A 23,575-nucleotide genomic window follows, 5' to 3' on the forward strand; every position below is an offset into this window, starting at 1 on the left:
GACGCAGGTCGCAAAGTAGCTGCGTTCATGAGCAAGCAGCGAAAGCGGATTGCGAATGTCTGCTTTACAACAGAAATATCGGAATAAAAATACAGGGAAAGGAAGCTGAATATGGAAAAACAGACGGGATTCAGAGGAAAAGGAAAAGAACAGAAGACGGGAGTAACCGGAATCTGGCACCGGATCCTGATGGGAGTCTGCTGCTGTCTGCTGCTTGGTGTCTGCCTGTGCCGGACAGTTCAGGCGGAGCCATTGTCCGTGGACAAAGAAGATGGGGAATATGCCATTGATGTGTCCATGACCGGAGGAAGCGGAAAGGCAACGGTGGTATCGCCGACCGTTTTTCTGGTGAAAGATGGCAAAGCATATGCAAAACTGCAGTGGAGCAGCTCTAATTATGATTATATGATCGTGGATGGTGAGAAAATTTTAAATGAGAATACCAATGAGAACGGGTATTCCACCTTTACGATTCCAGTGACGGCATTTGACAGTGAGATGTCTGTCATTGCAGATACTACCGCTATGGGAACACCTCATGAGATTGCTTATGCACTGACCTTTTATGCGGATTCGATTGAAAGTAAGGGAGCACTTCCACAGGAAGCGGCAAAACGTGTACTGGTGGTGGCTGCCATTATCATTGTAGGCGGTGGAATTCTGAATCATTTTGTGGCAAAACGCAGAAACCGGGATTATACCCCGCACAAAAAGACGGGAAAATAAATAACGTTATATATTGTGAATAGAAACGTCATTTTACCAAAATTGAAGTATTTAGAAAGATATGAGGAGCAGCTATGGAATTGAATGCAATGAAAGAACGGGAAGCAATCTGTGATGTCTGCCATAAAATGTGGCAGCGTGGGATCGTGGCAGCAAATGATGGAAATGTTTCCGTAAAATTAGAGGACGGTACATTCTTGTGTACTCCATCCGGTGTCAGCAAGGCAGCCATGACACCGGAGATCCTGGTGCATCTTGCTGCGGACGGAAGTGTGATCTCTGCGGCAGAAGGCTACAAACCATCTTCCGAAATGAAGATGCATTTCCGGTGTTATGCGGAACGTGAGGATGTAAAGGCAGTGGTACATGCTCATCCGCCGATCGCAACAAGCTATGCGTCCATGGGGCGTGCACTGGATGGGTATCAGGCCATGGAATTTATCGTAAATCTCGGTGCAGTTCCGATCGCTCCGTATGCACAGCCATCCACAGATGAAGTGCCGGATTCTATCGCACCGTTTCTTCAGGATCATGATGCCATTTTACTGGCACATCACGGAGCACTGACGGTGGGAGACAGTCTGACCAGAGCTTACTTCAGGATGGAATCGCTGGAGATGTTTGCAAAAACTTCGCTGTATATCCATCTGCTGGGTGGTGCACCGGACATGCCGCAGGATAAGATTGATGCGCTGATCGATCTGCGTAACAATGGATACAAGATTCCGGGCAGACATCCGGGATATGTCAAATATAATGAACCGGAAGGTGACAATCAGTAATGAACAGCAGACAGTTGGAATATTTTCTTGCCGTTGCCCATGAACTGAATTTTACAAAAGCAGCGGAATCCATGTATGTTTCCCAGACGGCGGTAACTCAGCAGATCAAGGCACTGGAAGAACAGCTGGGAGTCAGCCTGTTTGAGCGGACAAAGAAAAAAGTTGTTCTGACTCCGGCAGGAAAAGTATTTCTGCAGGAGGCATCTTCAATACTGAACCGAATCGATACGGCGGTGGAGCGTACCAGGGAGGCATCCAGCGGAGTGATCGGATCACTGGAAATCGGATTTTCCGTGGGCATCGGCAATACGGGACTGGCGGAAAAAATTCAGGCGTTTAATGAGAAATATCCGAATATTGCCATGAAGTTTACGAACCAGAGTCCCTCCATGCTGTTAAAAATGTTGAAAAACGGAGATCTGGACCTGGTGCTGATGCCGATGTTTGAAGAGCGGTATTATCAGAATGTGGAAGTGCGCAGACTGAGCACGGAGCGGATGTCAGCCGTATTTCCACGGACACATGTCCTGGCACAGAAGCCGTATGTGACGAGAGCAGATCTCAAGGACGAGAACCTGATCCTTGCCTGCACACCGGAAAGTGAGATCGGTGAGGACAAGCGGATCATTGAAACATTCTGGAAGCGGGGATATCATCCGAATGTGGTGGCAAAGATCGAGGATGTGGAGACGATTCTTCTGATGCTGTCAGCAAATATGGGGGTGACGATTCTGCCATCCTATCTGTCGATTCCATTGCAGTCAAGAGGGCGGCTTGTGTCAGTGCCATTTGGCGGACCGGAGGATACCATTGATATTATTGCAGCATGGATGCCGCAGACAGAGAATCCGTCCCTGGAAAAAATCCTGCCGTTTCTGGAGGAAAATCAATAGAAGAGAAAAAGTCAAAGAGAGAGGAGCTGGGTGCGGGCAAAATGAAAACCGGATTGGAAGATTATTTTATTATCAAAGATCAGAAAAAAATGCGCTTTGGGTATACCACAGGCAGCTGTGCGGCAGCAGCGGCAAAGGCAGCGGCCAGTATGCTGTTTGAGCGGAAAGAACTTCCGGTTGTAGAACTGCTGCCCCCAAAAGGAATCCGTCTCTGGCTGGAAGTGCTGGACATTAGCCGGAAAAAGGATTGTGTGTCCTGTGCGATCAAAAAGGACGGCGGCGATGATCCGGATGTGACCAGCGGATTGCTGGTATATGCAACCGTGCGGTTGTGCAGCAGGGGAGAGGCCAGGGCACTGCAGCAGGTATTTTTACATACAAAACAGATGCAGGGAGATTGCCGGCAGACAGAATTGCTGCAGCAGGAAAAACCGGAAACTGCAGTGGTGGGAATTACTGCCGGAGAAGGGGTTGGAAAAATCACACTGCCGGGTCTGGAACAGCCGGTGGGAGCCCCTGCCATTAATAAAGTGCCCCGGCGTATGATCACGGAAGCCGTGCAGGAAATCTGTGAAAAACATGGTTATTGTGGCGGAATCGAAGTGTGTATCCGGGTACCGGAAGGGGCGCAGACAGCACAGAAAACCTTTAATCCGAGACTCGGCATACAGGGCGGTATCTCAATCCTCGGAACCAGCGGCATCGTGGAACCTATGAGTGAAAAAGCACTGATCTCCAGTATTGAAGTGGAGATGAAGCAGAAAGCTTCCGGCGGAAAACAATATCTGCTGGTGGCACCGGGCAATTATGGACTGCAGTATCTGTCCGGTCATTTTCCCTTTGATGCTGATGAAGCGGTAAAATGCAGTAATTATGTAGGACAGACCATTGATTTTGCTGTAAATATGGGACTGAAAGGCATTTTATTCGTAGCGCATATCGGAAAATTTATCAAAGTAGCCGGTGGTATCATGAACACCCATTCCAGAGATGCAGATGCAAGGATGGAGATTCTTGCAGCAAATGCCCTGCGGGCAGGAGCGGATGTCCGGACAGCGAAGCAGATACTGGATGCAGTTACAACGGATGAAGGACTTGCTGTTTTAAAACAGACCCCATACTGGACGGATACCATGCAGCTTGTGGCACAGCAGGTGGAATATTATCTGAACCACCGGGCACAGGGGCAGCTGATCATCGGTGCCGTGCTGTATTCCAATGCGATGGGTGAGCTTGGGCGGACAACGCAGGCTGAGCGATTGTTGGAAAATCTGATAAAAGAACGAAAGACGCAGTTATAATACAGAAAAGATAAGAGATAAAAATCAGGAGCAGGAAGCGGTGCACCGGATCTGATCACCGTCAGAGGAAAAAATCTGCTGGAGCAGGCAGATGTGATTATTTATGCGGGATCTTTGGTTAATCCGGAGCTGCTGTCCTATAAAAAAGAAGGATGCGAAGTGTATAACAGTGCGACGATGACACTGGAGGAAGTGCTGGAAGTGATGGAGCAGGCTCATGCAGAGCAGAAAATGATTGTTCGTCTGCATACAGGTGATCCATGTATTTATGGCGCGATCCGTGAACAGATGGATCGACTGGATGAGAAGAACATTCCATATGAGAGCTGCCCGGGTGTCAGCGCATTTTGCGGAGCTGCAGCAGCCCTGAATCTGGAATATACGCTTCCGAATGTGTCACAGAGCGTGGTCATTACCCGTATGGAAGGACGGACACCGGTGCCGGAGCGGGAACGTATTGCTTCTTTTGCAGCGCATCATGCAACGATGGTTGTGTTCCTCAGTACCGGCTTACTGGAGGAACTTTCAAAGGAACTGATTGCCGGAGGGTACACAGCGGATACACCGGCAGCCATTGTATATAAGGCGACCTGGCCGGAGGAAGAAAAATATATCTGTACCGTCGGAACGCTGGCACAGACCGCAAAGGAACACAATATCACAAAGACAGCCCTGATGATCATCGGTGATGCAGTGACACATACGAATTATGACAGATCCGAGCTGTATCATCCGGAATTTACCACAGAATTCAGAAAAGCGAAACAGTGATGGACAGAGTCAGGATCGTATCCTTTACGGAAAATGGATATCAGCTTTTCTGCCGGATGCGGAAGGTGATCGGTGACCGCGCGGCAGTGACAGGATACAGTGGCAGATCGCAGGTAGCAGAGACACATCCGGATATCTATCCGGTGACAGAGGGACTGCAGGCCTGGTGTGAGACCGTATTTGAACAGTCGGAGGTGCTGATCTTTATCGGAGCATGCGGGATAGCCGTGCGAACCATAGCACCCTTTCTGGACAGCAAATATACAGATCCGGCGGTGCTTGTGGCAGATGAACAGGGCGGACATGTGATCTCACTTTTGTCGGGACATCTGGGAGGCGCGAATGCCTGGACGCAGTTTCTGGCAGAGGGATTGCAGGCAGATCCGGTGATTACCACAGCGTCTGATGTCAACGGGCGTCTTGCAGTGGATGTATGGGCTGTCAGACATGGACTTCAGATCACGGACCGGACGCTGGCAAAATATGCAGCGGCTGTGTTTGTGACCGGAGAGCCGCTTCCTTTTTATGCAGAGCCCGGATATGTGGATATTGCTGCGTTGCCGGAGGAATTTAACAGGTTTGAGGCAAAAGAAGCATTTTGGAATGCGGCAGAGCGAAGAAAACAGGAGCAGATCGCAGGTATTGTGGTGTCTGTGCACAGTGGATGGCAGACCAATGTACTTCGGCTGGTTCCGCAGCGGGTAGTTCTCGGCATCGGCTGCCGCAGGGACAAGGATCCGGAAGAACTTGCGCAGCAGGTGGACCGTGTATTGGCACAGTATCAGATTGCACCGGAGAGTATCTGCAAAATTGCCTCGATCGATCTGAAAACGCATGAGAGGGCAATCTGTCAGCTGGCAGAAACATGGAAAGTTCCGTTCGTGACATTTTCTGCGGAAACACTTTTGCAGGTGCCCGGAGCGTATGCGTTGTCTGATTTTGTGAAACAGACAACCGGTGTCGGGAATGTCTGTGAACGTGCGGCAGTGGCTGCCCTGGAAGAACAGAAAAGAAAGAATCCGAAATGGATTTGCAGAAAGCAGGCAGGAAACGGTGTGACAGTTGCATTGTTGGAAACATAAGGAATACAAAAAAGATATGGAGGAATACAGAGCGTGAAAAAAATATATGTAGTTGGAATTGGACCGGGGGAATATGAACAGATGACGATCCGTGCGGTAAAAGCACTGGAATCCTGTGATGTTATTATCGGATATACCGTTTATGTAGATCTGGTGCGGGAGCATTTTGCAGGAAAAGAGTTCCTGACGACACCGATGAAACAGGAAGTAGAGCGTTGCCGTATGGCTTTTGAAAAGGCAGAAGAAGGAAAGACAACGGCTATGATCTGCAGCGGAGATGCCGGAGTCTATGGTATGAGCGGACTGATGCTTGAAATCGGACAGGAGTATCCGGATGTGGAAGTGGAGTGTATACCGGGAGTGACCGCAGCTATCGGCGGAGCGGCAGTTCTTGGAGCACCGCTGATCCATGATTTTGCACTGATCAGCCTGAGTGATCTGCTGACACCTTGGGAGAAAATTGAAAAACGTCTGCTGGCAGCGGCAGCAGCGGATTTTGTAATCTGCCTGTATAATCCTTCCAGTAAAAAGCGTCATGATTATCTGCAGAAAGCCTGTGATCTGATTTTACAGTACCAGCCGGAGACGCTGGTGTGCGCAACGGTCAGCCAGATTGGCAGAGACGGGGAAGAGAAGCATATTTATACTTTAAAAGAATTGCGTGATCTGCAGGTAGATATGTTTACTACAGTATTTATCGGAAATTCCCAGACCAGGGAGATCAACGGCTGTATGGTGACTCCGCGGGGATACCGGGTATGAAAAAAGCGATAAGCTATCTGGTGTTTGCCGGAACCAGTGAGGGGCGGCAGCTGGCAGAGTTTTTTCAGAAAAATCAGATTCCGGCATTGTTTTGCGTGGCGACGGCATATGGCGAAGAATTGCTGGAGCAGACAGAGGAGATCCGGGTTCATACCGGCAGGATGGATGAAATACAGATGCAGGCCTGTATCCTGGAACTGATGAAAACGGGGCTGCAGGCGGTGATCGATGCGACACATCCCCATGCAGTGGATGTGACGGAAAATCTGAAACGGGCGTGTGAAGCAGCCGGGGCACGCTATATCCGGCTGCTGCGTAAACCGCTGGACTTGTCAGCATATGATCACATCGTAACCGTAAAATCCTGTCAGGAAGCGGCGGATTGGCTGGAGGCACAACAGGGAAATATCTTTCTGACCACAGGGTTGAAGGAACTGCCGGAGATTGCGGCACAGATCACAGACAAGAAGCGTCTGTATGCAAGAGTGCTTCCGCAGGAAGAGGCATTTGCAGTGGCAGAGGGCATCGGATTGCAGAAAAAACAGCTGATCTGCATGCAGGGACCGTTTTCGAGGGAATTGAATGCGGCGATGCTGCGGGAGACAAAAGCAGATTTTCTGGTAACGAAGGAATCCGGGGCAGCCGGCGGGTTTGCAGATAAAGTGCAGGCGGCTGGAGATGTGAAAGCCACCTGCGTGGTGATCATCCGTCCGATGCAGGAAAGCGGATATTCGCTGGAGGAAGTGGAAACTATGATTTTGCAGGAATATCACAAAAAACAGAAAGAGCATTCAGTGACCGGAACGAAGCCGGAAATCACGTTGCTTGGCATTGGAATGGGTGCACCGGAAAGTATGACACTGGAAGGATTTTGCGCCTGCCGGGACGCAGATTGTATTATTGGCGCAAAGCGTATGCTGGAAGCTGTGAAAAACAGTCTGGCGCACTGGTCTGTGTCGAGAAATTGTCCGGAACTCCAAAAGGAAAATAGAACAGATATTGCCGGTATGGCAGCAAACGGTGCTTGTGATGGAAAAACGATGGTTTCCATGTATGAGAGCAAGCAGATCGCGGACTATATCCGGAACCATCCGACATACAGCCGTATTGTGATCGCACTGTCCGGAGATGTGGGATTTTACAGCGGAGCAAAGAAATTGAAGGAAGCATTGGCGGATTATCCGCTGCGCTTTATCTGCGGAATTTCCAGCGGTGTTTATTTTGCTTCAAAGCTGCAGACTTCCTGGGATGATATGCTGCTGACCAGTATGCACGGGCGCAGTCTGAATCTTTTAGATGCACTGAAGAAAAGCGGTAAGGTATTTACCCTTGCTTCAGATGCCAAGAGTATCCGGGAACTTGCAGATTTTCTGTTGGAGTATGGACGGACAGATCTTATTATGTCAGTAGGGACAAATCTGAGTTATCCGGAGGAATCCATTACGACCGGTGTTCCGGCAGATTTTTCCGCATATTCTGTGGAGGGTGTCAGTGTGGTGCTCTTACAACAGAAAAATCACACAGAGCCGGTAGTCACTCATGGGATTCCGGATGCAGCGTTTATTCGGGCAAAAGTGCCAATGACAAAGGAGGAAGTACGCAGCATTTCTCTGTCGAAACTGCAGCTTCAGGCGGATTCTGTTGTGTATGATGTGGGAGCCGGAACCGGATCGATCTCCATCGAGGCTGCTTGCATGGCAGACCGTGGGATTGTATATGCCATCGAACAGAAGGAAGAGGCTGTGGCACTGATCCGGGAAAACAGCAGAAAGTTCGGGGTATCCAATCTGCAGGTCATTCACGGAAAAGCACCGGATGCCTTTGTGGATCTTGAGACGCCAACCCATGCATTTTTAGGCGGAACCGGTGGAAACATGCGGGAGATCATTGGCTGGCTGCGGGAACGAAATCCGCAGATCCGGATTGTGATCAACTGTATCGCACTGGAAACACTGGCGGAAATCACTGCTTTACTGCAGGAGTGGGAGATTTGTGATGTGGATATCGCTTCTGTGAATATTGGAAAGGCAAAACAATTGGGAGCTTATCATCTGATGATGGGACAGAATCCTGTATATGTGATTTCTTTTGGTGGAAAAATGTGATTCTGAGAAGAATATGTCAGCTTTCGCTGACCAGATTCACGCACCAAATCTCACGTGCGTTCGACTTGAAAATTTATGTTAGGAAAAACAGGAATGAGAAATGGGGGAATATGCAGTATGAATGAAAAAGGGGGAGCAGGTGTAAAGATTCCGCGGTTTATGCTGGCGGCACCAAACAGTGGCAGCGGCAAGACGCTGATCACCTGTGGTCTGCTGCAGGCATTGAAAAACAGAGGTCTGCAGCCGGCTTCATTCAAGTGCGGACCGGATTACATCGATCCGTTGTTTCATACCAAAGTTCTGGGTGTGCCATCCCGGAATCTGGACACATATTTTACCGGGCGTGATCTGACCTGTGCATTGTTTGGTACGCATGCACAGAATGCAGATCTGGCAGTAATGGAAGGCGTTATGGGATTTTATGACGGGGTTGCAGGTGTGACTTGCGTGGCCTCTTCCTGGGAACTGGCGGATGTGACAGATACACCGGTGATTCTTGTGATCAATATGCGGGGGATGAGTCTGTCTGTAGCGGCTCTGATCCGGGGATTTCAGCAGATGAAGCCGGAATCTCATATCCGGGGCGTCATTCTGAATCAGACATCGGAATTTATGTGCCGGCAGCTACGCCCTATGATTGAGGATCTTTGTCAGATCCCGGTGCTTGGATATGTGCCGAAGGTGACGGATTGCGTGATTGAGAGCCGGCATCTGGGCCTGGTGACACCGGATGAACTGACGGATCTGCAGGAGCGGATTGAGAAACTGGCAGAGATTCTGGAGCAGACACTGGATTTGGATGCCATTCTCAGGCTGGCAGAAGATGCATCGGCGCTTTCCTGGGAGCCGCTGCAACAGTTTTTACCGGAGACCTATACTACGAAGTCTACTTTAGAAAACAATGAGATACCGCAAATTCGTATCGGTGTCGCCCGGGACGAAGCTTTTTGCTTTTACTATGAGGATAATCTGGATCTGTTGCGGCAGCTGGGAGCGGAAATCCTGTATTTTTCTCCGCTGCATGACAGAAAACTTCCGGAAAAGTTACAGGGACTGTTGATCGGAGGCGGATATCCGGAACTATATGCACAGGCTCTCAGTGAGAACACCGGAATGCTGCAGGATATACGGAAGCAGATTGCCGGAGGACTGCCGTATCTGGCAGAGTGTGGCGGCTTTATGTATCTGCATGAGAGCATGGAGGATATGGAGCAAAAGCACTGGCCAATGGCAGGGATTTTGAGCGGAAAAGCTTTTTATACCGGAAAGCTGGGACGTTTTGGCTATGTGGAATTGACAGCTGAACAGGATCAGATGCTTGGCAGAGCGGGAGACTGTATCAGAGCCCATGAATTTCATTATTTTGACAGTTCGGATAATGGAAACGCATTTCATGCGGCAAAACCGATGCGCAGCCGTGGATGGGACTGTATGCAGGCAGGAAGCAGCTATGCGGCGGGATTTCCACATCTATATTATTATTCCAACCCGGAGTTTGCACTAAATTTTGTAGATACATGCAGGAGGTATAAAGGATGACACTGGAAGAGACGATGCAAAAGATCCGTCCGGTGGATGCAGCTGCCATGGCGGCTGCAAAGCAGCACTGGGACGGACTTGGAAAACCATTAGGAAGTCTGGGGCGGCTGGAGAAAGCATTGATCCAGATTGCGGGAATCCAGCGCACCGGAGATGTGCATATTGATCGGAAAGCACTGGTCATCATGTGTGCGGATAATGGTGTGGTAGAGGAAGGCGTGACCCAGTGCGGGCAGGAAGTAACGGCGACGGTTGCGGAGAACTTCCTGGATGAAAAATCCTGCGTAGCGATCATGTGCAGACGGGCCGGAACAAAGATCTGTCCGGTGGATATCGGCATGGCAGTGGATACCCCACGGGTGGAAAAACGAAAAATCGCTTATGGAACGAAAAATATGGCGAAAGAGCCTGCCATGACAAGGGAACAGGCTGTTGCAGCCATTGAAGTTGGTATTGCAAAAGCAGAAGAACTCCATGCGCAAGGGTATGAAATGCTGGCAACCGGAGAGATGGGAATCGGCAACACTACTACCAGCAGTGCCATGACAGCAGTATATCTGGGACTGGATGTGGAGACCGTCACCGGTCGTGGTGCCGGGCTTTCCAGCCACGGATTGCAGCGGAAAATACATGCGATAAAACAGGCCATTGCAGTGAATCAGCCGGATCCGGAGGATCCACTAGATGTGTTGGCAAAAGTCGGCGGACTGGATATTGCCGGAATGTGCGGCCTGTTTCTTGGCGGTGCTGCACAGCAGATGCCGGTGGTAATGGATGGATTTATTTCCCAGGTGGCGGCTCTGACAGCGGTGAGACTGGTACCGGAATGTGCGGATTATATTCTGGCATCCCATGTTTCAGAGGAGCCGGGCGCAAATATTTTACTGAAGGCATTAGAGAAAGATGCATTTCTCACCTGTGGGATGAGACTCGGAGAGGGAAGCGGCGCGGTGGCACTGTTCCCGATCCTTGATTTTGCATCAGATATTTATCACAAAATGAGTACCTTTGTACAGGCGGATATTGTTGAGTATCAGCCGCTGGATTAAGAAAGCGATAAAACAGGAATGATAGTATTGGTAATAGGGGGAAGCGGCAGTGGAAAATCCGAATTTGCAGAAACGATCTGCATGGAACTGCCGGCGGAAGAAAAGTGTTACATTGCAACGATGCAGGCTTTTGACGAGGAAAGCCGGGCAAGAATTGCGAAACACCGGAAGGCTAGAAGCGGGAAAGGTTTTGAAACCATTGAACAGGGGACACATCTGGAAGCAGTTTGTCTGCCTGCGGGCTGCACGGCATTGCTGGAATGTATGTCCAATCTCGTGGCGAATGAGGTGTTTGCACCGGAGGGCAGAGGTGCAGACTGCAGCGAAGTATTAAAATGCGGGCTGCATCATCTGGCCGGGACTGCCGCACATCTGGTCATTGTCACCAACGATATTTTTTCGGATGGTGTGACGTATGATCCGGAAACAGAGCAGTATAGGAAAATCCTTGGGGAAGTGAACCTGGAAGCTGCGGCCATGGCAGATTATGTTTATGAAGTGGTGTGCGGTATTCCCATTTGTGTCAAAGGTGAGAAAAGAGACTTTACGGACAAAAATGACAAAAATAACAGATGAACAGATACATAAAGGAGTGTTGGCAGATGAAGGTTCTGGAGAGTATTGTTGTGGCATTTTCCATGTATTCGAAAATACCGATGCCACACATTGAATGGAACAAAGAAAATATGAAAAATGTGCTCTGCTTTTTTCCATGGGTCGGAGCAGTAGCAGGGGTTCTGGTCTGGTTGTGGTTCCGGGTCAGTGATCAGCTTGGATTTGGTGTGATGCTGAGGGCGTCGGTGGCAGTTCTGATCCCGGTGCTGGTGACCGGCGGCATCCATCTGGACGGATTGCTGGATACGGCAGATGCGTTAAGTTCCTGGCAGACCCGGGAGCGCAGGCTGGAGATCCTGAAGGATTCCCATGCGGGCGCATTTGCCATCATTGTGTGCTGTAGCTACTTCCTGGCGTCTTTCGGAATCTGGACGGAGGCCGAGGCAGCTGATATCGGGGTTCTGGCAGTGGGCTTTATCCTGAGCCGTGCCCTGAACGGATTTGGCATCTGCACGTTTCCCTGTGCAAAAAACAGCGGACTGGCGGCCACTTTTGCACAGGCAGCAGACCGGAAACGGTGTCAGATCGTATTGGTGATTGAAATTCTGCTGTGCATTGCAGGAATGCTTCTGATTGATCCGCTGCGTGGAACAAAGGCCGCAGTGGTTGCAGTTGTGGTATGCCTTTGCTGCAGGCGGATGGCTATAAAAACTTTTGGTGGTATCACCGGAGATATTCAGGGATTTTTTCAGCAGATCTGTGAACTTACCATGGCGTATGTGGTGATTTTGCAATAAAGGAGGTATGTTTGATATGATACTTGTGATCGGTGGGGCTTATCAGGGAAAAGAGAAATTTGCAGAAAGTCTTCGGGAGCAGGAAAAGAAAGCCGGAAGAGAAAGAACCATAGTTCCACAGTTTCATGAATGGGTGAAAAACTGTATGAAAGCGGAGCAAAATATAGAAGAGGAGTTGCGGGAGAAACTGGCACAGGAGCCGGATCAGATCATTGTATGTGATGAACTGGGCTGCGGAGTCGTTCCCATGGATGCATTTGAACGTGCATGGCGGGAGCGTACCGGACGGATAGGCTGTGAACTGGCAAAGCAGGCAGAGGCAGTATACCGTGTGACCTGTGGAATCGGAACCCGCATAAAATAGACAATGTATATTTATACAACGATTGCGGCCCTGGTGGCCGGTTATGTGCTGGATCTGTGCATCGGAGATCCGCATGGTATGTGGCATCCCATCTGTTTTGTTGGGAATCTGATTTCATTTTTTGAGAAAAGACTGCGCAGGGGCAGAAGTGAAAGAGCAGATCTGGCAGGCGGTGTTTTGCTGGTGATTCTGGTGACCGGGATTTCCACGGCGATCCCTTTTGGAATTCTGTTCCTTTGTTATCGTCTCTGGTTCTGGCTGGGATTCGCAGTGGAAGTGTATATGTGTTATACGGTTCTGGCGACGAAATCGCTGAAGACAGAGAGTATGAAAGTGGCAGAGGCACTGGAACAGGAAGGTCTGGAAGCCGGACGGTATGCAGTGTCCATGATCGTGGGCAGAGATACGAAAGAACTGACGGAGACCGGTGTGGTAAAGGCTGCTGTTGAAACAGTGGCAGAGAATACATCGGATGGCATTCTGGCACCGATGTTTTATATGGTCATCGGTGGTCCGGTGCTGGGCTATTTTTATAAGGCTGTGAATACCATGGATTCTATGGTAGGATATAAAAATGACAAGTTTTTGTATTTTGGACGTGCAGCGGCAAAATTTGATGATGTGATGAATTTTCTGCCGTCCAGAATTTCAGGTATCCTGATGGTGCTGGCAGCACCGCTGGTAAAACTGGATGGAAAAAATGCCTGGAAAATTTTTAAACGTGACCGGCTGTGTCATGCCAGTCCGAATTCAGCACAGACGGAATCTGTCATGGCAGGGGCATTGCAGGTCCAGCTGGCGGGCGATGCCTGGTATTTTGGAAAAAAACATGAGAAACCAACCATCGGGGATCCGATCCGTCCGGTGGAGATTGCGGATATTGCCCGGGCAAACCGGCTGCTGTATGCGGCGAGTGCGCTTGGCATGATCGTATTCAATGGAATAAAAATAATCCTGCTGTTGTTGCTTCTGTAAAAAAGAAAAACAACACAGATGAAATAGAAAGAGGTGTGACCAATGCATAAGCATGGTGGAGATATTTACCGCAATCAGGGAGTGGTGGATTATTCTGCAAATATTAATTTCCGGGGGATGCCGGAGTCCGTCCGTCAGGCCGCAAAGGATGCTATTGATGCATCGGTCTGCTATCCGGATCCACAGTGTGAGGAACTGAAGGCGGCCATTGCAGAAAAAGAAAATGTTCCTGCAGAATGGATTTTCTGCGGAAACGGGGCAGCGGATGTGATTTTTTCTCTGGTGCTGGCATTAAAGCCGCAAAAAGCACTGCTCCCGATTCCTTCTTTTTATGAGTACCGGCAGGCACTGGAGAGTGTGGGATGCCAGATAAGTGAGATCCTTTTAAAGGAAGATGAGGCATTCTGTCTTCAGAAGCGTTTTGTGAATGAAATTCCGATGGATACGGATATGGTATGCTTGTGCAATCCGAATAATCCCACCGGACAACTGATTGACCGGGAGGTACTGGAACAGGTGGCAGACTATTGTCAGAAAACAGACACCTGTCTGCTGCTGGATGAATGTTTTCATGATTTTCTGGAAGAGGGCAGTGTGCATACACTGCTGCCGCGGGTAAAAGAGAATCCGAAGTTGTTTGTGCTGCGGGCATTTACAAAAATGTATGGCATGGCCGGATTGCGGCTCGGGTATGGCATCTGCAGTGACACGGAGTTGATCCGGCGGATGGAACAGGTGACCCAGCCCTGGAACGTATCGGTTCCGGCTCAGGCTGCGGGAATCGCGGCTGCAAGAGAACAGGAATTTGTGGCGGTGAGCAGACAGATGATCACCGAACAGAAAAAACTACTGCTTGCAGGTCTGGAGGCAGCGGGGGCGAAAGTATACGGTTCGGCGGCAAACTATATTTTTTTCCGGGCAGCACCGGGATTTGATACACGGATGTATCGTGCCGGATTTATGGTACGCAACTGTGGCAATTATGATGGACTGACAGAAGGTTTTTACCGGATCGCAGTGCGTGGAGAAGCAGATAACCGGGCATTTTTGCAGGCATTGCAAGAATTGGAGCAGAGAGAGGGGTAACAGGATGGCAAAATCGATTATGGTACAGGGAACCATGTCAAATGCAGGCAAGAGCCTGCTGGCGGCAGGACTGTGCAGAATTTTTAAGCAGGATGGGTATCGTGTGGCACCCTTTAAGTCACAAAATATGGCGCTGAATTCCTTTATTACCAGAGAAGGTCTGGAGATGGGACGCGCACAGGTCATGCAGGCGGAGGCGGCAGGAATCGAGCCATCCGTTCTCATGAATCCGATTTTATTAAAACCGACGAATGATACTGGTTCCCAGGTGATCGTCAATGGGGAGGTACTCTCTACCATGAGTGCACGGGACTATTTCAAATATAAAAAACAGCTGGTGCCGGATATTATGAAGGCGTATCATGCCCTGGAAGAACAGGCAGATATCATTGTGCTGGAGGGAGCTGGCTCCCCGGCGGAGATTAATCTGAAAAATGATGATATCGTCAATATGGGAATGGCAAAGATGGCGAATGCACCGGTACTTCTGGTAGGAGATATCGACCGTGGTGGTGTGTTTGCACAGCTGGCGGGCACGATGATGTTGCTGGAGGAAGAGGAAAAACGGCTGGTCAAAGGACTGGTGATCAATAAATTCCGGGGAGATAAGAGCATTCTGGATCCGGGAATCGAGATGCTGGAGCAGCTTTGCAGGAAGCCTGTGGTAGGTGTGGCACCGTACATGGACATTGATGTGGAAGATGAGGACAGTCTCAGTGAACGCATGAGTGACCATAAGGAGATTGGTCAGATTGATCTGGCAGTGATCCGGCTTCCACGGATTTCCAATTTTACGGATTTCAATATTTTTGAAAGTATTCCGGGTGTATCCGTGCGTTATATATTCCGTGCGGCACAGCTGGGCCATCCGGATCTCATTCTGATACCGGGTACCAAGAATACCATGCATGATCTGGCCTGGATGCGTCAGTCAGGTGTGGAAGCGTCTGTGCTCAAAGCACATGCTTCCGGCTGTCCGGTTTTCGGCATCTGTGGCGGTTATCAGATGCTTGGTGAATATCTGGAGGATCCGCACGGAGTGGAAGAAGGCGGCAGCATGCGTGGCATGGGACTGCTTCCGATGCGCACGGTTTTCACAGAAGAGAAAACGAGAACCCGGGTGGATGGAACTTTTGGCAGTGTCCATGGCATTTTACAGGCACTTTCCGGTGTGGCTTTTAGCGGATATGAAATCCACATGGGACAGAGTATCGGAAAAGAGGGTACAGATACATTGACGGAGATTCATGATACGAACCGGCAGCAGGGAGAACCTGCAGTTTGGGAGCGAAAATCCGAGGGTGCCATGGGAGAGAATGTCTATGGTACCTATGTCCATGGCATTTTTGACAGCATGGATGTGGTAAATGCGGTAGTGCGTGCACTGGCAGAGCGCAAGGGGATTGATCCGGAAGGACTGGCACAGATTGATTATGCGGCCTATAAAGAACAGCAGTATGACAAGATGGCAGCGATCCTGCGTCAGTATCTGGATATGGAAGCAATCTACCGGATCGTGGAAGCAGGCGTATAAATCAATACAATGACAAATCAGATTGAAATAGATACAGGCAGGAGAGAAAAACATGGAGTTTGAACATGTAAAACCAATGGACATAGAGAAACGGAGTATGGAGATTATTGGACAGGAGCTGGCAGAGATGGGGATTTCCCTGCCGGCAGATAAGGCACATATTATAAAGAGAGTGATTCATACCAGTGCGGATTTCGATTATGCGCAGACACTGACTTTTTCAGAGGATGCACTGGAGCGTGCCACAGATGCACTGAAACAGGGAGCCTCCATTATCACGGATACGAAAATGGCATGGTCCGGGATCAATAAGCGGGCGCTGGAGAATCTGGGCGGCCAGGCATATAATTTTATTTCGGACGAAGATGTTGCAGCAATCGCAAAAGAGAAAGGCTGTACGAGAGCAGCGGCAAGTATTGACAAGGCGGCAAATCTGAATGGACCGTTGATCTTTGCAGTGGGAAATGCACCGACGGCACTGATCCGGCTGCATGAACTGATCACAGAGGGAAAACTGAAACCGGCGCTGATCATCGGTGTTCCGGTGGGCTTTGTGAATGTGGTGCAGGCAAAAGAATTAATCATGGAAACAGATGTGCCTTATATCGTGGCACGGGGCCGGAAAGGCGGAAGCAATGTGGCAGCGGCCATCTGCAATGCCTTATTATATAATCTTGACAGTAGCAGAGGTGCAAAGAAACCATGAGAAAGATACAGATGATGGGAATTGATCACAGCAGGGCGACCGTTGCGGAACGTGAGCTGTTTTCACTGACAAAAGCAAAGCAGAAGGAATTGATGGAGGCAGTCATCCGGCAGCAGGGCGTGGGTGGCTGCGTGTTGCTGTCCACTTGTAACCGGACAGAGTTGTATGTATCCCTGCAAAAAGAAGAGGATATTGATCTGTACCGGATTTTCTGTCATATCCGGGAGATTCCGCAGACAGCACAGGATGAACTGCAGCATTTGTTTTGCAGGCGGAGCGGGGAGGATGCAGTACGTCACCTCTTCTTGCTGACCGGAGGACTCAAATCCAGAATTATCGGGGAGGATCAGATTCTGACGCAGGTGCGGGAAGCACTGGAATATGCAAGATTGTGTAATGTGGCAGATACCGTATTAAAGACGCTGTTTCGCATGGCAGTTACTGTTGGAAAGAAGATCAAGACCCAGGTAGCTATTCCGAGAGGGAATACATCAGCGATTGCGGCAGCTCTTGCACAGTTGGAACAGGAAGGGCATACCTTCGGGGGTACACAGTGTCTGGTGATTGGAAACGGCGAAATGGGCAGACTGACAGCCCGGGCTTTCCGGGAGCGGGGGGCTTTTGTTACGGTAACGGTACGACAGTATCGCAGCGGCCAGGTGCAGATCCCGGAAGGATGTGCAAGGATCCATTATGGAGAGCGTTATGAGAAAATACCGGAGTGCCGGTATGTAGTATCAGCAACGTCCAGTCCGAATCTGACACTGGAAAAAGATAAAATACAGGAACTGAATCTGACAGGTGCACTGACGCTGATCGATCTGGCCGTTCCACGGGATATTGATCCTTGTATCGGAGAACTTCCGCAGACGGAAGTCTATAACATCGATGATTTTCAGACCGGAACCGGTGTATCAGAGGAGCAGAGTGCTTCGATTGAAGCTGCAAAGACACTGGTGGAAGAGGAAGTCGCAGAATTTGTATCCTGGTATGAGTGTAAAGATATGATTCCGGAGATACGCGAACTGGGAACACTGGCGGCACAGGATGTCAGCTGGCGGATGGGAAAAACCTTTCATGAGATGCAGTTTGCACCGGAAGTCTGTCATCAGCTGGCCGATGCGGTGGAGCAGACAGCTGCAAAAGTGTTCCAGAAGATGCTGTTTGGCGTGCGGGATCATGCAGACAGCGATGTGATGCGTGAGTGTCTGGATGCACTGGGACAGGTGTGGAAAAAGGAGTGATCCGATGGAAAAGGAGCAGAGATATTTTCCGTTTTTTGTAGATATTTCGGAATATCGGGTGCTGGTGGTGGGTGCAGGTATCATTGCATTGCGCAGGACATCTGCACTGCTGCGTTTTGGAACCAGGGTTACGGTGGTGGCACCGGATATCCGTGCAGAATTTCAGGCACTGCAGGCACAGTATGGACAGGAATATGTCTGCCTGCAGCAGAAAAAATTTACACCGGGTATGACAAATGGATATGATATCGTATTGGCCGCTACGGATAGTCCTGAGACAGATCATAGCATCTGGGAGGAGTGTAAAAAGCATGGTATCCGCGTCAGTGTGGCATCCGATCAGACGTTGTGTGATTTCCGGTTTCCGGCATTGATCGAGAAAGATAATATCGTTGTGGGTGTTACATCAAATGACAGTGATCATCGGAACGTACGGGAGATCAGTGCCAGGATCAGAGAAACACTGGGGACTGAGAACCGGAATATAGACAGAGCTGAAAAGCAGGACAGCAAAGAATCTGAATATCAGAGGAAAGAGATGTCAGCAGGCAGAACTGGCAGTGAAGAAAAAAATCAGTGAAGCAGGAGTCAGGAACATGAAAAACATTCGAGTAGGAAGCAGGGAGAGCCGTCTGGCTGTGGTACAAAGCGAGATGGTGATGGATTATATAAAAGAAAACTGTCCGGAATATACACCGGAACTTGTGACAATGAAAACGACCGGAGACAGGATCCTGGATCGGAATCTGGATCAGATCGGTGGAAAAGGGTTGTTTGTAAAGGAACTGGATGCGGCTTTGATGGATGGACGCAGTGATATGTCCGTGCACAGCCTGAAAGATATGCCGGCGCAGATTCCGGAGGAACTTCCATTGATCGGTTTTTCCAAACGGGAAGATCCAAGAGATGTTCTGGTACTGCCGGAGGGAGTCGCAGAACTTGATTTTTCAAAACCGGTGGGTTGTTCCAGCCGCCGAAGAATGCTGCAGTTTCAGGCCATGTATCCAGAGGCAACCTTTGCACCGATCCGGGGAAATGTGTATACACGGCTGGCAAAAGTAGATTCCGGTGAGTATGCGGCTACGATTCTGGCAGCAGCCGGACTGAAGCGGCTGGGGTTGGAGCAACGTATCAGCCGGTATTTTTCTGTGGAGGAAATGATCCCGGCAGCCGGCCAGGGCGTACTGGCACTGCAGGGCCGGGCAGGAGAAGACTACGGTTTTCTGCGTGGCTTCTGTTCTGAGGAAAGCCATGTGACATCTGTATGTGAACGTGCCTTTATCCGGGAACTGGACGGAGGCTGTTCCTCGCCTATTGCAGCGCATGCGGTGGTGAAAGGAGATACCGTAGTATTGCGGGGACTGTATTATGAAGAGTGCAGTGGAAAAGCAGAGACTGCGGTAGAGGAAGCACCGGTTTCCGAGGCGGAACATCTCGGTATCATGCTGGCCCGCAGACTGAAAGAATTATGTCAGAAACAGGAGGAAAAATAGATGAATCAGGGGAAAGTCTGGCTGGTAGGAGCCGGCCCGTCAGATGCGGAACTGCTGACGGTAAAAGCAAAACGCGTATTGGAACAGGCAGAAGTCGTGGTGTATGACCGGTTGGTGGGTGACAGCATTTTGCTGATGATGCCGGATACAGCAGAAAAAATTGATGCGGGAAAGCGTTCCGGCAATCATACGATGCCACAGGAGGAGATGAACCGGCTGTTACTGCGTAAGGCGCAGGAAGGAAAGCGGGTCGTGCGTTTAAAAGGCGGGGATCCGTTTCTTTTTGGCAGAGGTGGGGAGGAACTGACCCTTCTGGCAGAGCATGGGATTCCATATGAGGTGGTTCCGGGTGTGACATCTGCCATTGCAGTGCCGGCATATAACGGAATTCCGATTACTCATCGGGATTTTGCTTCCAGTGTACATATTATTACAGGACATAAAAAGAAAGACGAACCGCTGGAACTGGATTTTGCCACACTGGCAAAACTGGAGGGAACACTGGTATTCTTAATGGGAGTATCTGCCCTGGGGGATATCTGTGACGGACTGATGCATGCCGGAAAAGCAAAAGATACACCGGCGGCACTGCTGAGCCGGGGAACCACGTCACGTCAGGCAAGGCTGGTGAGCACACTGGAAAAACTGCCGGAGGAACTGCATGAACATCCGCTGATGACACCGGCTATCATTGTGATCGGAGAAGTGTGCGCACTGGCGGATCAGTTTGCATGGTATGAAAAGCTGCCATTGTCTGGCAAAAAGATCATTGTGACACGTCCGAGGGAACGTCAGGAAGAAATTTCACAGCGTCTGCGCAGCCTGGGTGCGGAAGTGCTGGAACTGCCGACGATTTCCATTGCACCATATCGGGCAGAGGAACTGCCGGAGCAGGGAGCTGCCCTGGAGGAGCTGGAGAGCTATCAGTATCTCGTATTTACATCACCTTCCGGAGTAGACTGCTTTTTTGCACTGCTGCGGGAAAAAAAGATGGATATCCGCCGGTTTTGTGCCGGAAAGATTGCGGTAATCGGAGCCGGCACAGCCAGCCGTCTGCAGAACTACGGACTGATGGCAGATTTGATGCCGGAGATTTATGATGCGGTGCATCTTGGAAAGTGTGTTGGAGCGGACTGCAAAGACGGTGACCGGATCCTGATTCCACGGGCAAGACTTGGTAGTCAGGCTCTGATCGGGGAAATTACGGCACAGAAAAAAGTTACGATTGCAGATTTGCCGATTTATGATACCATAGAGAAGGAATCACCGGTGGTGGAACTGCCGGATCTGACAAAAGAAGAAGCAATGATTGTATTTACCAGTGCTTCTACGGTACGTGGTTTCAGAAAAATGATGGCAGATGCGGACATCAGCCGTCTGCAGGCTGTCTGCATTGGTGCACAGACAAAAGAAGCAGCAGAAAAAGCTGGATTTACTAATGTCTGTGTGGCAGCAGAAGCGACTGTGGATGCCATTGTTTCAGCAATAGAAGAACAGTAGGACAGGAATGACAGACAGGCGAGCATGAGGAGGAAATAAAAGTGGAAATGATCAATCGTCCCCGCAGATTGCGGACAAGTGCAAATTTAAGAAAAATGGTTCGGGAGACCAGAATGGATAAATCTTCTCTGATCTATCCGATGTTTATTGTAGAAGGAACAAATATTAAGGAGGAGATCCCATCCATGATGGGACAGTACCGTTACAGTGTGGATCGTATGGAGGAAAAACTGGAGCAGTTGAGTAAAGCAGGGATCGGCGGTGTCATGCTTTTTGGAATCCCGGATCACAAGGATGAGCTGGGAAGCGGTGCGTATGCACAGGATGGCATTGTGCAGCAGGGTTTCCGCAAAGCAAAAGAACTGTTCCCGGATCTGTATATGATCGGTGATGTGTGCATGTGCGAGTATACGTCCCATGGTCACTGCGGTGTGCTCTGCGGTCATGATGTGGACAATGATAAGACATTGGAACTGTTGCAGAAGACGGCGCTGTCTCAGGTACAGGCGGGAGCAGATATGGTGGCACCTTCCGATATGATGGATGGCAGAGTCGGTGCAATCCGTGAAATTCTGGATAAAAACGGATATATCAATACACCGATCATGGCATATTCTGCAAAATTTGCTTCTGCATTTTACGGACCGTTCCGTGATGCAGCAGAGTCCGCACCGGCATTTGGTGACCGTAAGACGTATCAGATGGATTATCACAACCGCAGAGAAGCGTTAAAGGAAGTGGATCAGGATGTGCTGGAGGGCGCAGATATCGTTATGGTAAAACCGGCCATGGCTTATGGTGATCTGATCCGTGAAGTAAAGGATATGACGGATATTCCGGTGGCAGCGTACAGTGTCAGCGGAGAATATTCTATGGTAAAAACGACTGCAGCAGCAGGTTTCATCGATGAAACTGCCATTATGTGTGAGATGGCAGTATCTGCATTCCGCGCAGGCACCGATATTTATATTACTTATTTTGCAGAAGAACTTGCAAAATGCATGGATGAAGGGAGAATCGGATAATGGCAATCACAAAATCAGAAGCACTTTTTAAAGAAGCCGTACAATATATTCCGGGTGGCGTTAATTCTCCGGTCCGTGCGTTCGGATCGATCGGATCCACACCGCGTTTTATCAAAAAAGCAGATAAAGCGCTGATGTGGGATGAGGATGATAACGAATACATTGATTTTATCGGATCCTGGGGACCGATGATCCTGGGACATAACCATCCGCTGGTGCTGGATGCAGTGCTGGAGTATGCAAAACGCGGATTAAGCTACGGTGCAGCGACATCTATTGAAGTAGATATGGCAAAGTTGGTCTGCAGTATGGTTCCATCTATTGATATGGTGCGTATGGTAAACTCCGGTACGGAGGCTGTGATGAGTGCCGTGCGTGTGGCTCGCGGATTTACACGCAGAGACAAAATCATCAAATTTAACGGTTGTTATCATGGACATTCCGATGCGTTGCTTGTAAAAGCCGGATCCGGTGTCATGACAGCAGGTGTCCCGGATTCTCTGGGCGTTCCGGCCGGCTGCACAGCGGATACTGTAACAGCAGATTATAACTCACTGGAGAGCGTGCAGGACTGTTTTGACCGGTATGGTGAGCAGATTGCGGCGATCATTGTGGAGCCGGTGGGAGCAAATATGGGTACGGTTCCACCAAAACCAGGATTTTTACAGGGATTGCGTGATATCTGTGACAAATATGGTTCGCTGCTGATTTTTGACGAAGTAATTACAGGATTCCGTATGCAGGCAGACGGAGCACAGGGACATTTTGGTGTGACACCGGATCTGACTACTTTTGGAAAAATCATCGGTGCAGGTATGCCGGTAGGTGCTTACGGTGGCCGCAGGGAAATTATGGAAATGGTATCTCCGGTGGGAGCTGTGTATCAGGCAGGAACATTAAGCGGCAATCCGGTGGCGATGGCAGCAGGTATTGCACAGCTGACTTATTTAAAAGAACATCCGGAAGTATATACAAAATTAAATAAAACCGCCGATTCTTTCTTTTCAGAACTGCAGAAAATCGTGGATGAGAGCGGCAGAGGATATCAGGTAAACCATATCTGTTCTCTGGGAAGTATGTTCTGTACTACACAGGAAGTATATGATTATGAGACTGCCAAGACCTCAGATACAAAGGCATATGCGGATTATTGCAATTATATGCAGAATCATGGCATTTACCTGGCTCCGGCGCAGTTTGAGGCAATGTTTATCTCTGCGGCACATACGCAGGAACAACTGGCACAGACACTGGAGACAGCACGTAATTATTTTAAAAACAACTGA

22 protein-coding genes and 1 pseudogene are annotated in these 23,575 nt (G+C 49.5%); all 23 read left to right on the plus strand.

Features of this window, described 5'->3' with window-relative positions; translation table 11 throughout:
* Positions 1 to 111 precede the first annotated feature (111 nt).
* The 23 genes and pseudogenes from HMPREF0373_RS03445 to hemL all read left to right on the plus strand — a co-directional run bounded on the left by HMPREF0373_RS03445 (position 112) and on the right by hemL (position 23,575).
* A complete protein-coding gene (locus tag HMPREF0373_RS03445; RefSeq protein WP_021738207.1) occupies positions 112 to 726 on the plus strand; it encodes a hypothetical protein in 615 nt (204 codons plus the stop codon).
* A gap of 74 nt (positions 727 to 800) precedes the next feature.
* A complete protein-coding gene (locus tag HMPREF0373_RS03450) occupies positions 801 to 1,508 on the plus strand; it encodes a class II aldolase/adducin family protein (RefSeq protein WP_021738208.1) in 708 nt (235 codons plus the stop codon).
* Entirely contained in the window at positions 1,508 to 2,401 is an 894-nt protein-coding gene (locus HMPREF0373_RS03455) for a LysR family transcriptional regulator (protein ID WP_021738209.1), read from the plus strand. Before HMPREF0373_RS03450 ends, HMPREF0373_RS03455 begins: the two co-directional genes overlap by 1 nt.
* A 41-nt stretch (positions 2,402 to 2,442) precedes the next feature.
* The gene (gene cbiD, locus HMPREF0373_RS03460; protein ID WP_049946806.1) at positions 2,443 to 3,702 is read left to right on the plus strand and encodes a cobalt-precorrin-5B (C(1))-methyltransferase CbiD; all 1,260 of its coding nucleotides are present in this window, start codon (positions 2,443 to 2,445) and stop codon (positions 3,700 to 3,702) included.
* 27 nt (positions 3,703 to 3,729) lie between these two features.
* Positions 3,730 to 4,473, plus strand: a pseudogene (cobM, locus tag HMPREF0373_RS03465) (precorrin-4 C(11)-methyltransferase); the annotation flags it as partial.
* Positions 4,473 to 5,555: a cobalt-precorrin 5A hydrolase gene (locus HMPREF0373_RS03470; RefSeq protein ID WP_021738212.1), complete on the plus strand. Its 1,083-nt coding sequence runs from the start codon at positions 4,473 to 4,475 to the stop codon at positions 5,553 to 5,555. The pseudogene cobM and the gene HMPREF0373_RS03470, both read left to right, overlap by 1 nt.
* Positions 5,556 to 5,588: 33 nt before the next feature.
* Complete coding sequence (gene cobJ, locus HMPREF0373_RS03475) at positions 5,589 to 6,317, plus strand: precorrin-3B C(17)-methyltransferase (RefSeq protein ID WP_021738213.1); 729 nt, start codon at positions 5,589 to 5,591, stop codon at positions 6,315 to 6,317.
* Positions 6,314 to 8,422: a precorrin-6A reductase gene (cobK, locus tag HMPREF0373_RS03480; RefSeq protein WP_021738214.1), complete on the plus strand. Its 2,109-nt coding sequence runs from the start codon at positions 6,314 to 6,316 to the stop codon at positions 8,420 to 8,422. Before cobJ ends, cobK begins: the two co-directional genes overlap by 4 nt.
* 117 nt (positions 8,423 to 8,539) lie before the next feature.
* Positions 8,540 to 9,961 carry a cobyrinate a,c-diamide synthase gene (locus HMPREF0373_RS03485; RefSeq protein ID WP_044962776.1) on the plus strand — a complete coding sequence of 474 codons (1,422 nt, stop codon included), beginning with the start codon at positions 8,540 to 8,542 and terminating at the stop codon, positions 9,959 to 9,961.
* Positions 9,958 to 11,010, plus strand: a complete 1,053-nt coding sequence (cobT, locus tag HMPREF0373_RS03490) for a nicotinate-nucleotide--dimethylbenzimidazole phosphoribosyltransferase (protein ID WP_021738216.1) — start codon at positions 9,958 to 9,960, stop codon at positions 11,008 to 11,010. The genes HMPREF0373_RS03485 and cobT overlap by 4 nt, the downstream gene beginning before the upstream one ends.
* Positions 11,011 to 11,028: 18 nt before the next feature.
* On the plus strand, positions 11,029 to 11,586 hold the full coding sequence (locus HMPREF0373_RS03495) for a bifunctional adenosylcobinamide kinase/adenosylcobinamide-phosphate guanylyltransferase (RefSeq protein ID WP_021738217.1): 558 nt from the start codon (positions 11,029 to 11,031) through the stop codon (positions 11,584 to 11,586).
* A gap of 26 nt (positions 11,587 to 11,612) precedes the next feature.
* Positions 11,613 to 12,362 (plus strand): adenosylcobinamide-GDP ribazoletransferase, encoded by a 750-nt coding sequence (locus tag HMPREF0373_RS03500; RefSeq protein WP_044962727.1) that lies wholly within the window; start codon positions 11,613 to 11,615, stop codon positions 12,360 to 12,362.
* A 7-nt stretch (positions 12,363 to 12,369) separates the two neighbouring features.
* Positions 12,370 to 12,726 (plus strand): bifunctional adenosylcobinamide kinase/adenosylcobinamide-phosphate guanylyltransferase, encoded by a 357-nt coding sequence (locus tag HMPREF0373_RS03505; protein ID WP_021738219.1) that lies wholly within the window; start codon positions 12,370 to 12,372, stop codon positions 12,724 to 12,726.
* 3 nt (positions 12,727 to 12,729) lie between these two features.
* A complete protein-coding gene (cbiB, locus tag HMPREF0373_RS03510; RefSeq protein WP_021738220.1) occupies positions 12,730 to 13,701 on the plus strand; it encodes an adenosylcobinamide-phosphate synthase CbiB in 972 nt (323 codons plus the stop codon).
* A gap of 42 nt (positions 13,702 to 13,743) precedes the next feature.
* Positions 13,744 to 14,787 carry a pyridoxal phosphate-dependent aminotransferase gene (locus HMPREF0373_RS03515; RefSeq protein ID WP_021738221.1) on the plus strand — a complete coding sequence of 348 codons (1,044 nt, stop codon included), beginning with the start codon at positions 13,744 to 13,746 and terminating at the stop codon, positions 14,785 to 14,787.
* A 4-nt stretch (positions 14,788 to 14,791) separates the two neighbouring features.
* The gene (locus HMPREF0373_RS03520; protein ID WP_021738222.1) at positions 14,792 to 16,321 is read left to right on the plus strand and encodes a cobyric acid synthase; all 1,530 of its coding nucleotides are present in this window, start codon (positions 14,792 to 14,794) and stop codon (positions 16,319 to 16,321) included.
* A 52-nt stretch (positions 16,322 to 16,373) separates the two neighbouring features.
* The gene (locus tag HMPREF0373_RS03525) at positions 16,374 to 17,027 is read left to right on the plus strand and encodes a precorrin-8X methylmutase (RefSeq protein ID WP_021738223.1); all 654 of its coding nucleotides are present in this window, start codon (positions 16,374 to 16,376) and stop codon (positions 17,025 to 17,027) included.
* The gene (gene hemA / locus HMPREF0373_RS03530; protein ID WP_021738224.1) at positions 17,024 to 18,271 is read left to right on the plus strand and encodes a glutamyl-tRNA reductase; all 1,248 of its coding nucleotides are present in this window, start codon (positions 17,024 to 17,026) and stop codon (positions 18,269 to 18,271) included. Before HMPREF0373_RS03525 ends, hemA begins: the two co-directional genes overlap by 4 nt.
* A 4-nt stretch (positions 18,272 to 18,275) precedes the next feature.
* On the plus strand, positions 18,276 to 18,851 hold the full coding sequence (locus HMPREF0373_RS03535; protein WP_021738225.1) for a precorrin-2 dehydrogenase/sirohydrochlorin ferrochelatase family protein: 576 nt from the start codon (positions 18,276 to 18,278) through the stop codon (positions 18,849 to 18,851).
* Between the two features lie 16 nt (positions 18,852 to 18,867).
* The gene (gene hemC, locus HMPREF0373_RS03540; protein ID WP_044962783.1) at positions 18,868 to 19,764 is read left to right on the plus strand and encodes a hydroxymethylbilane synthase; all 897 of its coding nucleotides are present in this window, start codon (positions 18,868 to 18,870) and stop codon (positions 19,762 to 19,764) included.
* Positions 19,765 to 21,264 (plus strand): uroporphyrinogen-III C-methyltransferase, encoded by a 1,500-nt coding sequence (gene cobA / locus HMPREF0373_RS03545; RefSeq protein ID WP_021738227.1) that lies wholly within the window; start codon positions 19,765 to 19,767, stop codon positions 21,262 to 21,264.
* Between the two features lie 41 nt (positions 21,265 to 21,305).
* On the plus strand, positions 21,306 to 22,289 hold the full coding sequence (hemB, locus tag HMPREF0373_RS03550; protein ID WP_457851861.1) for a porphobilinogen synthase: 984 nt from the start codon (positions 21,306 to 21,308) through the stop codon (positions 22,287 to 22,289).
* Positions 22,289 to 23,575 carry a glutamate-1-semialdehyde 2,1-aminomutase gene (gene hemL, locus HMPREF0373_RS03555; protein ID WP_021738229.1) on the plus strand — a complete coding sequence of 429 codons (1,287 nt, stop codon included), beginning with the start codon at positions 22,289 to 22,291 and terminating at the stop codon, positions 23,573 to 23,575. The genes hemB and hemL overlap by 1 nt, the downstream gene beginning before the upstream one ends.

The sequence above is a fragment of the Eubacterium ramulus ATCC 29099 genome (assembly GCF_000469345.1).
Lineage (GTDB): Bacteria > Bacillota > Clostridia > Lachnospirales > Lachnospiraceae > Eubacterium_I > Eubacterium_I ramulus.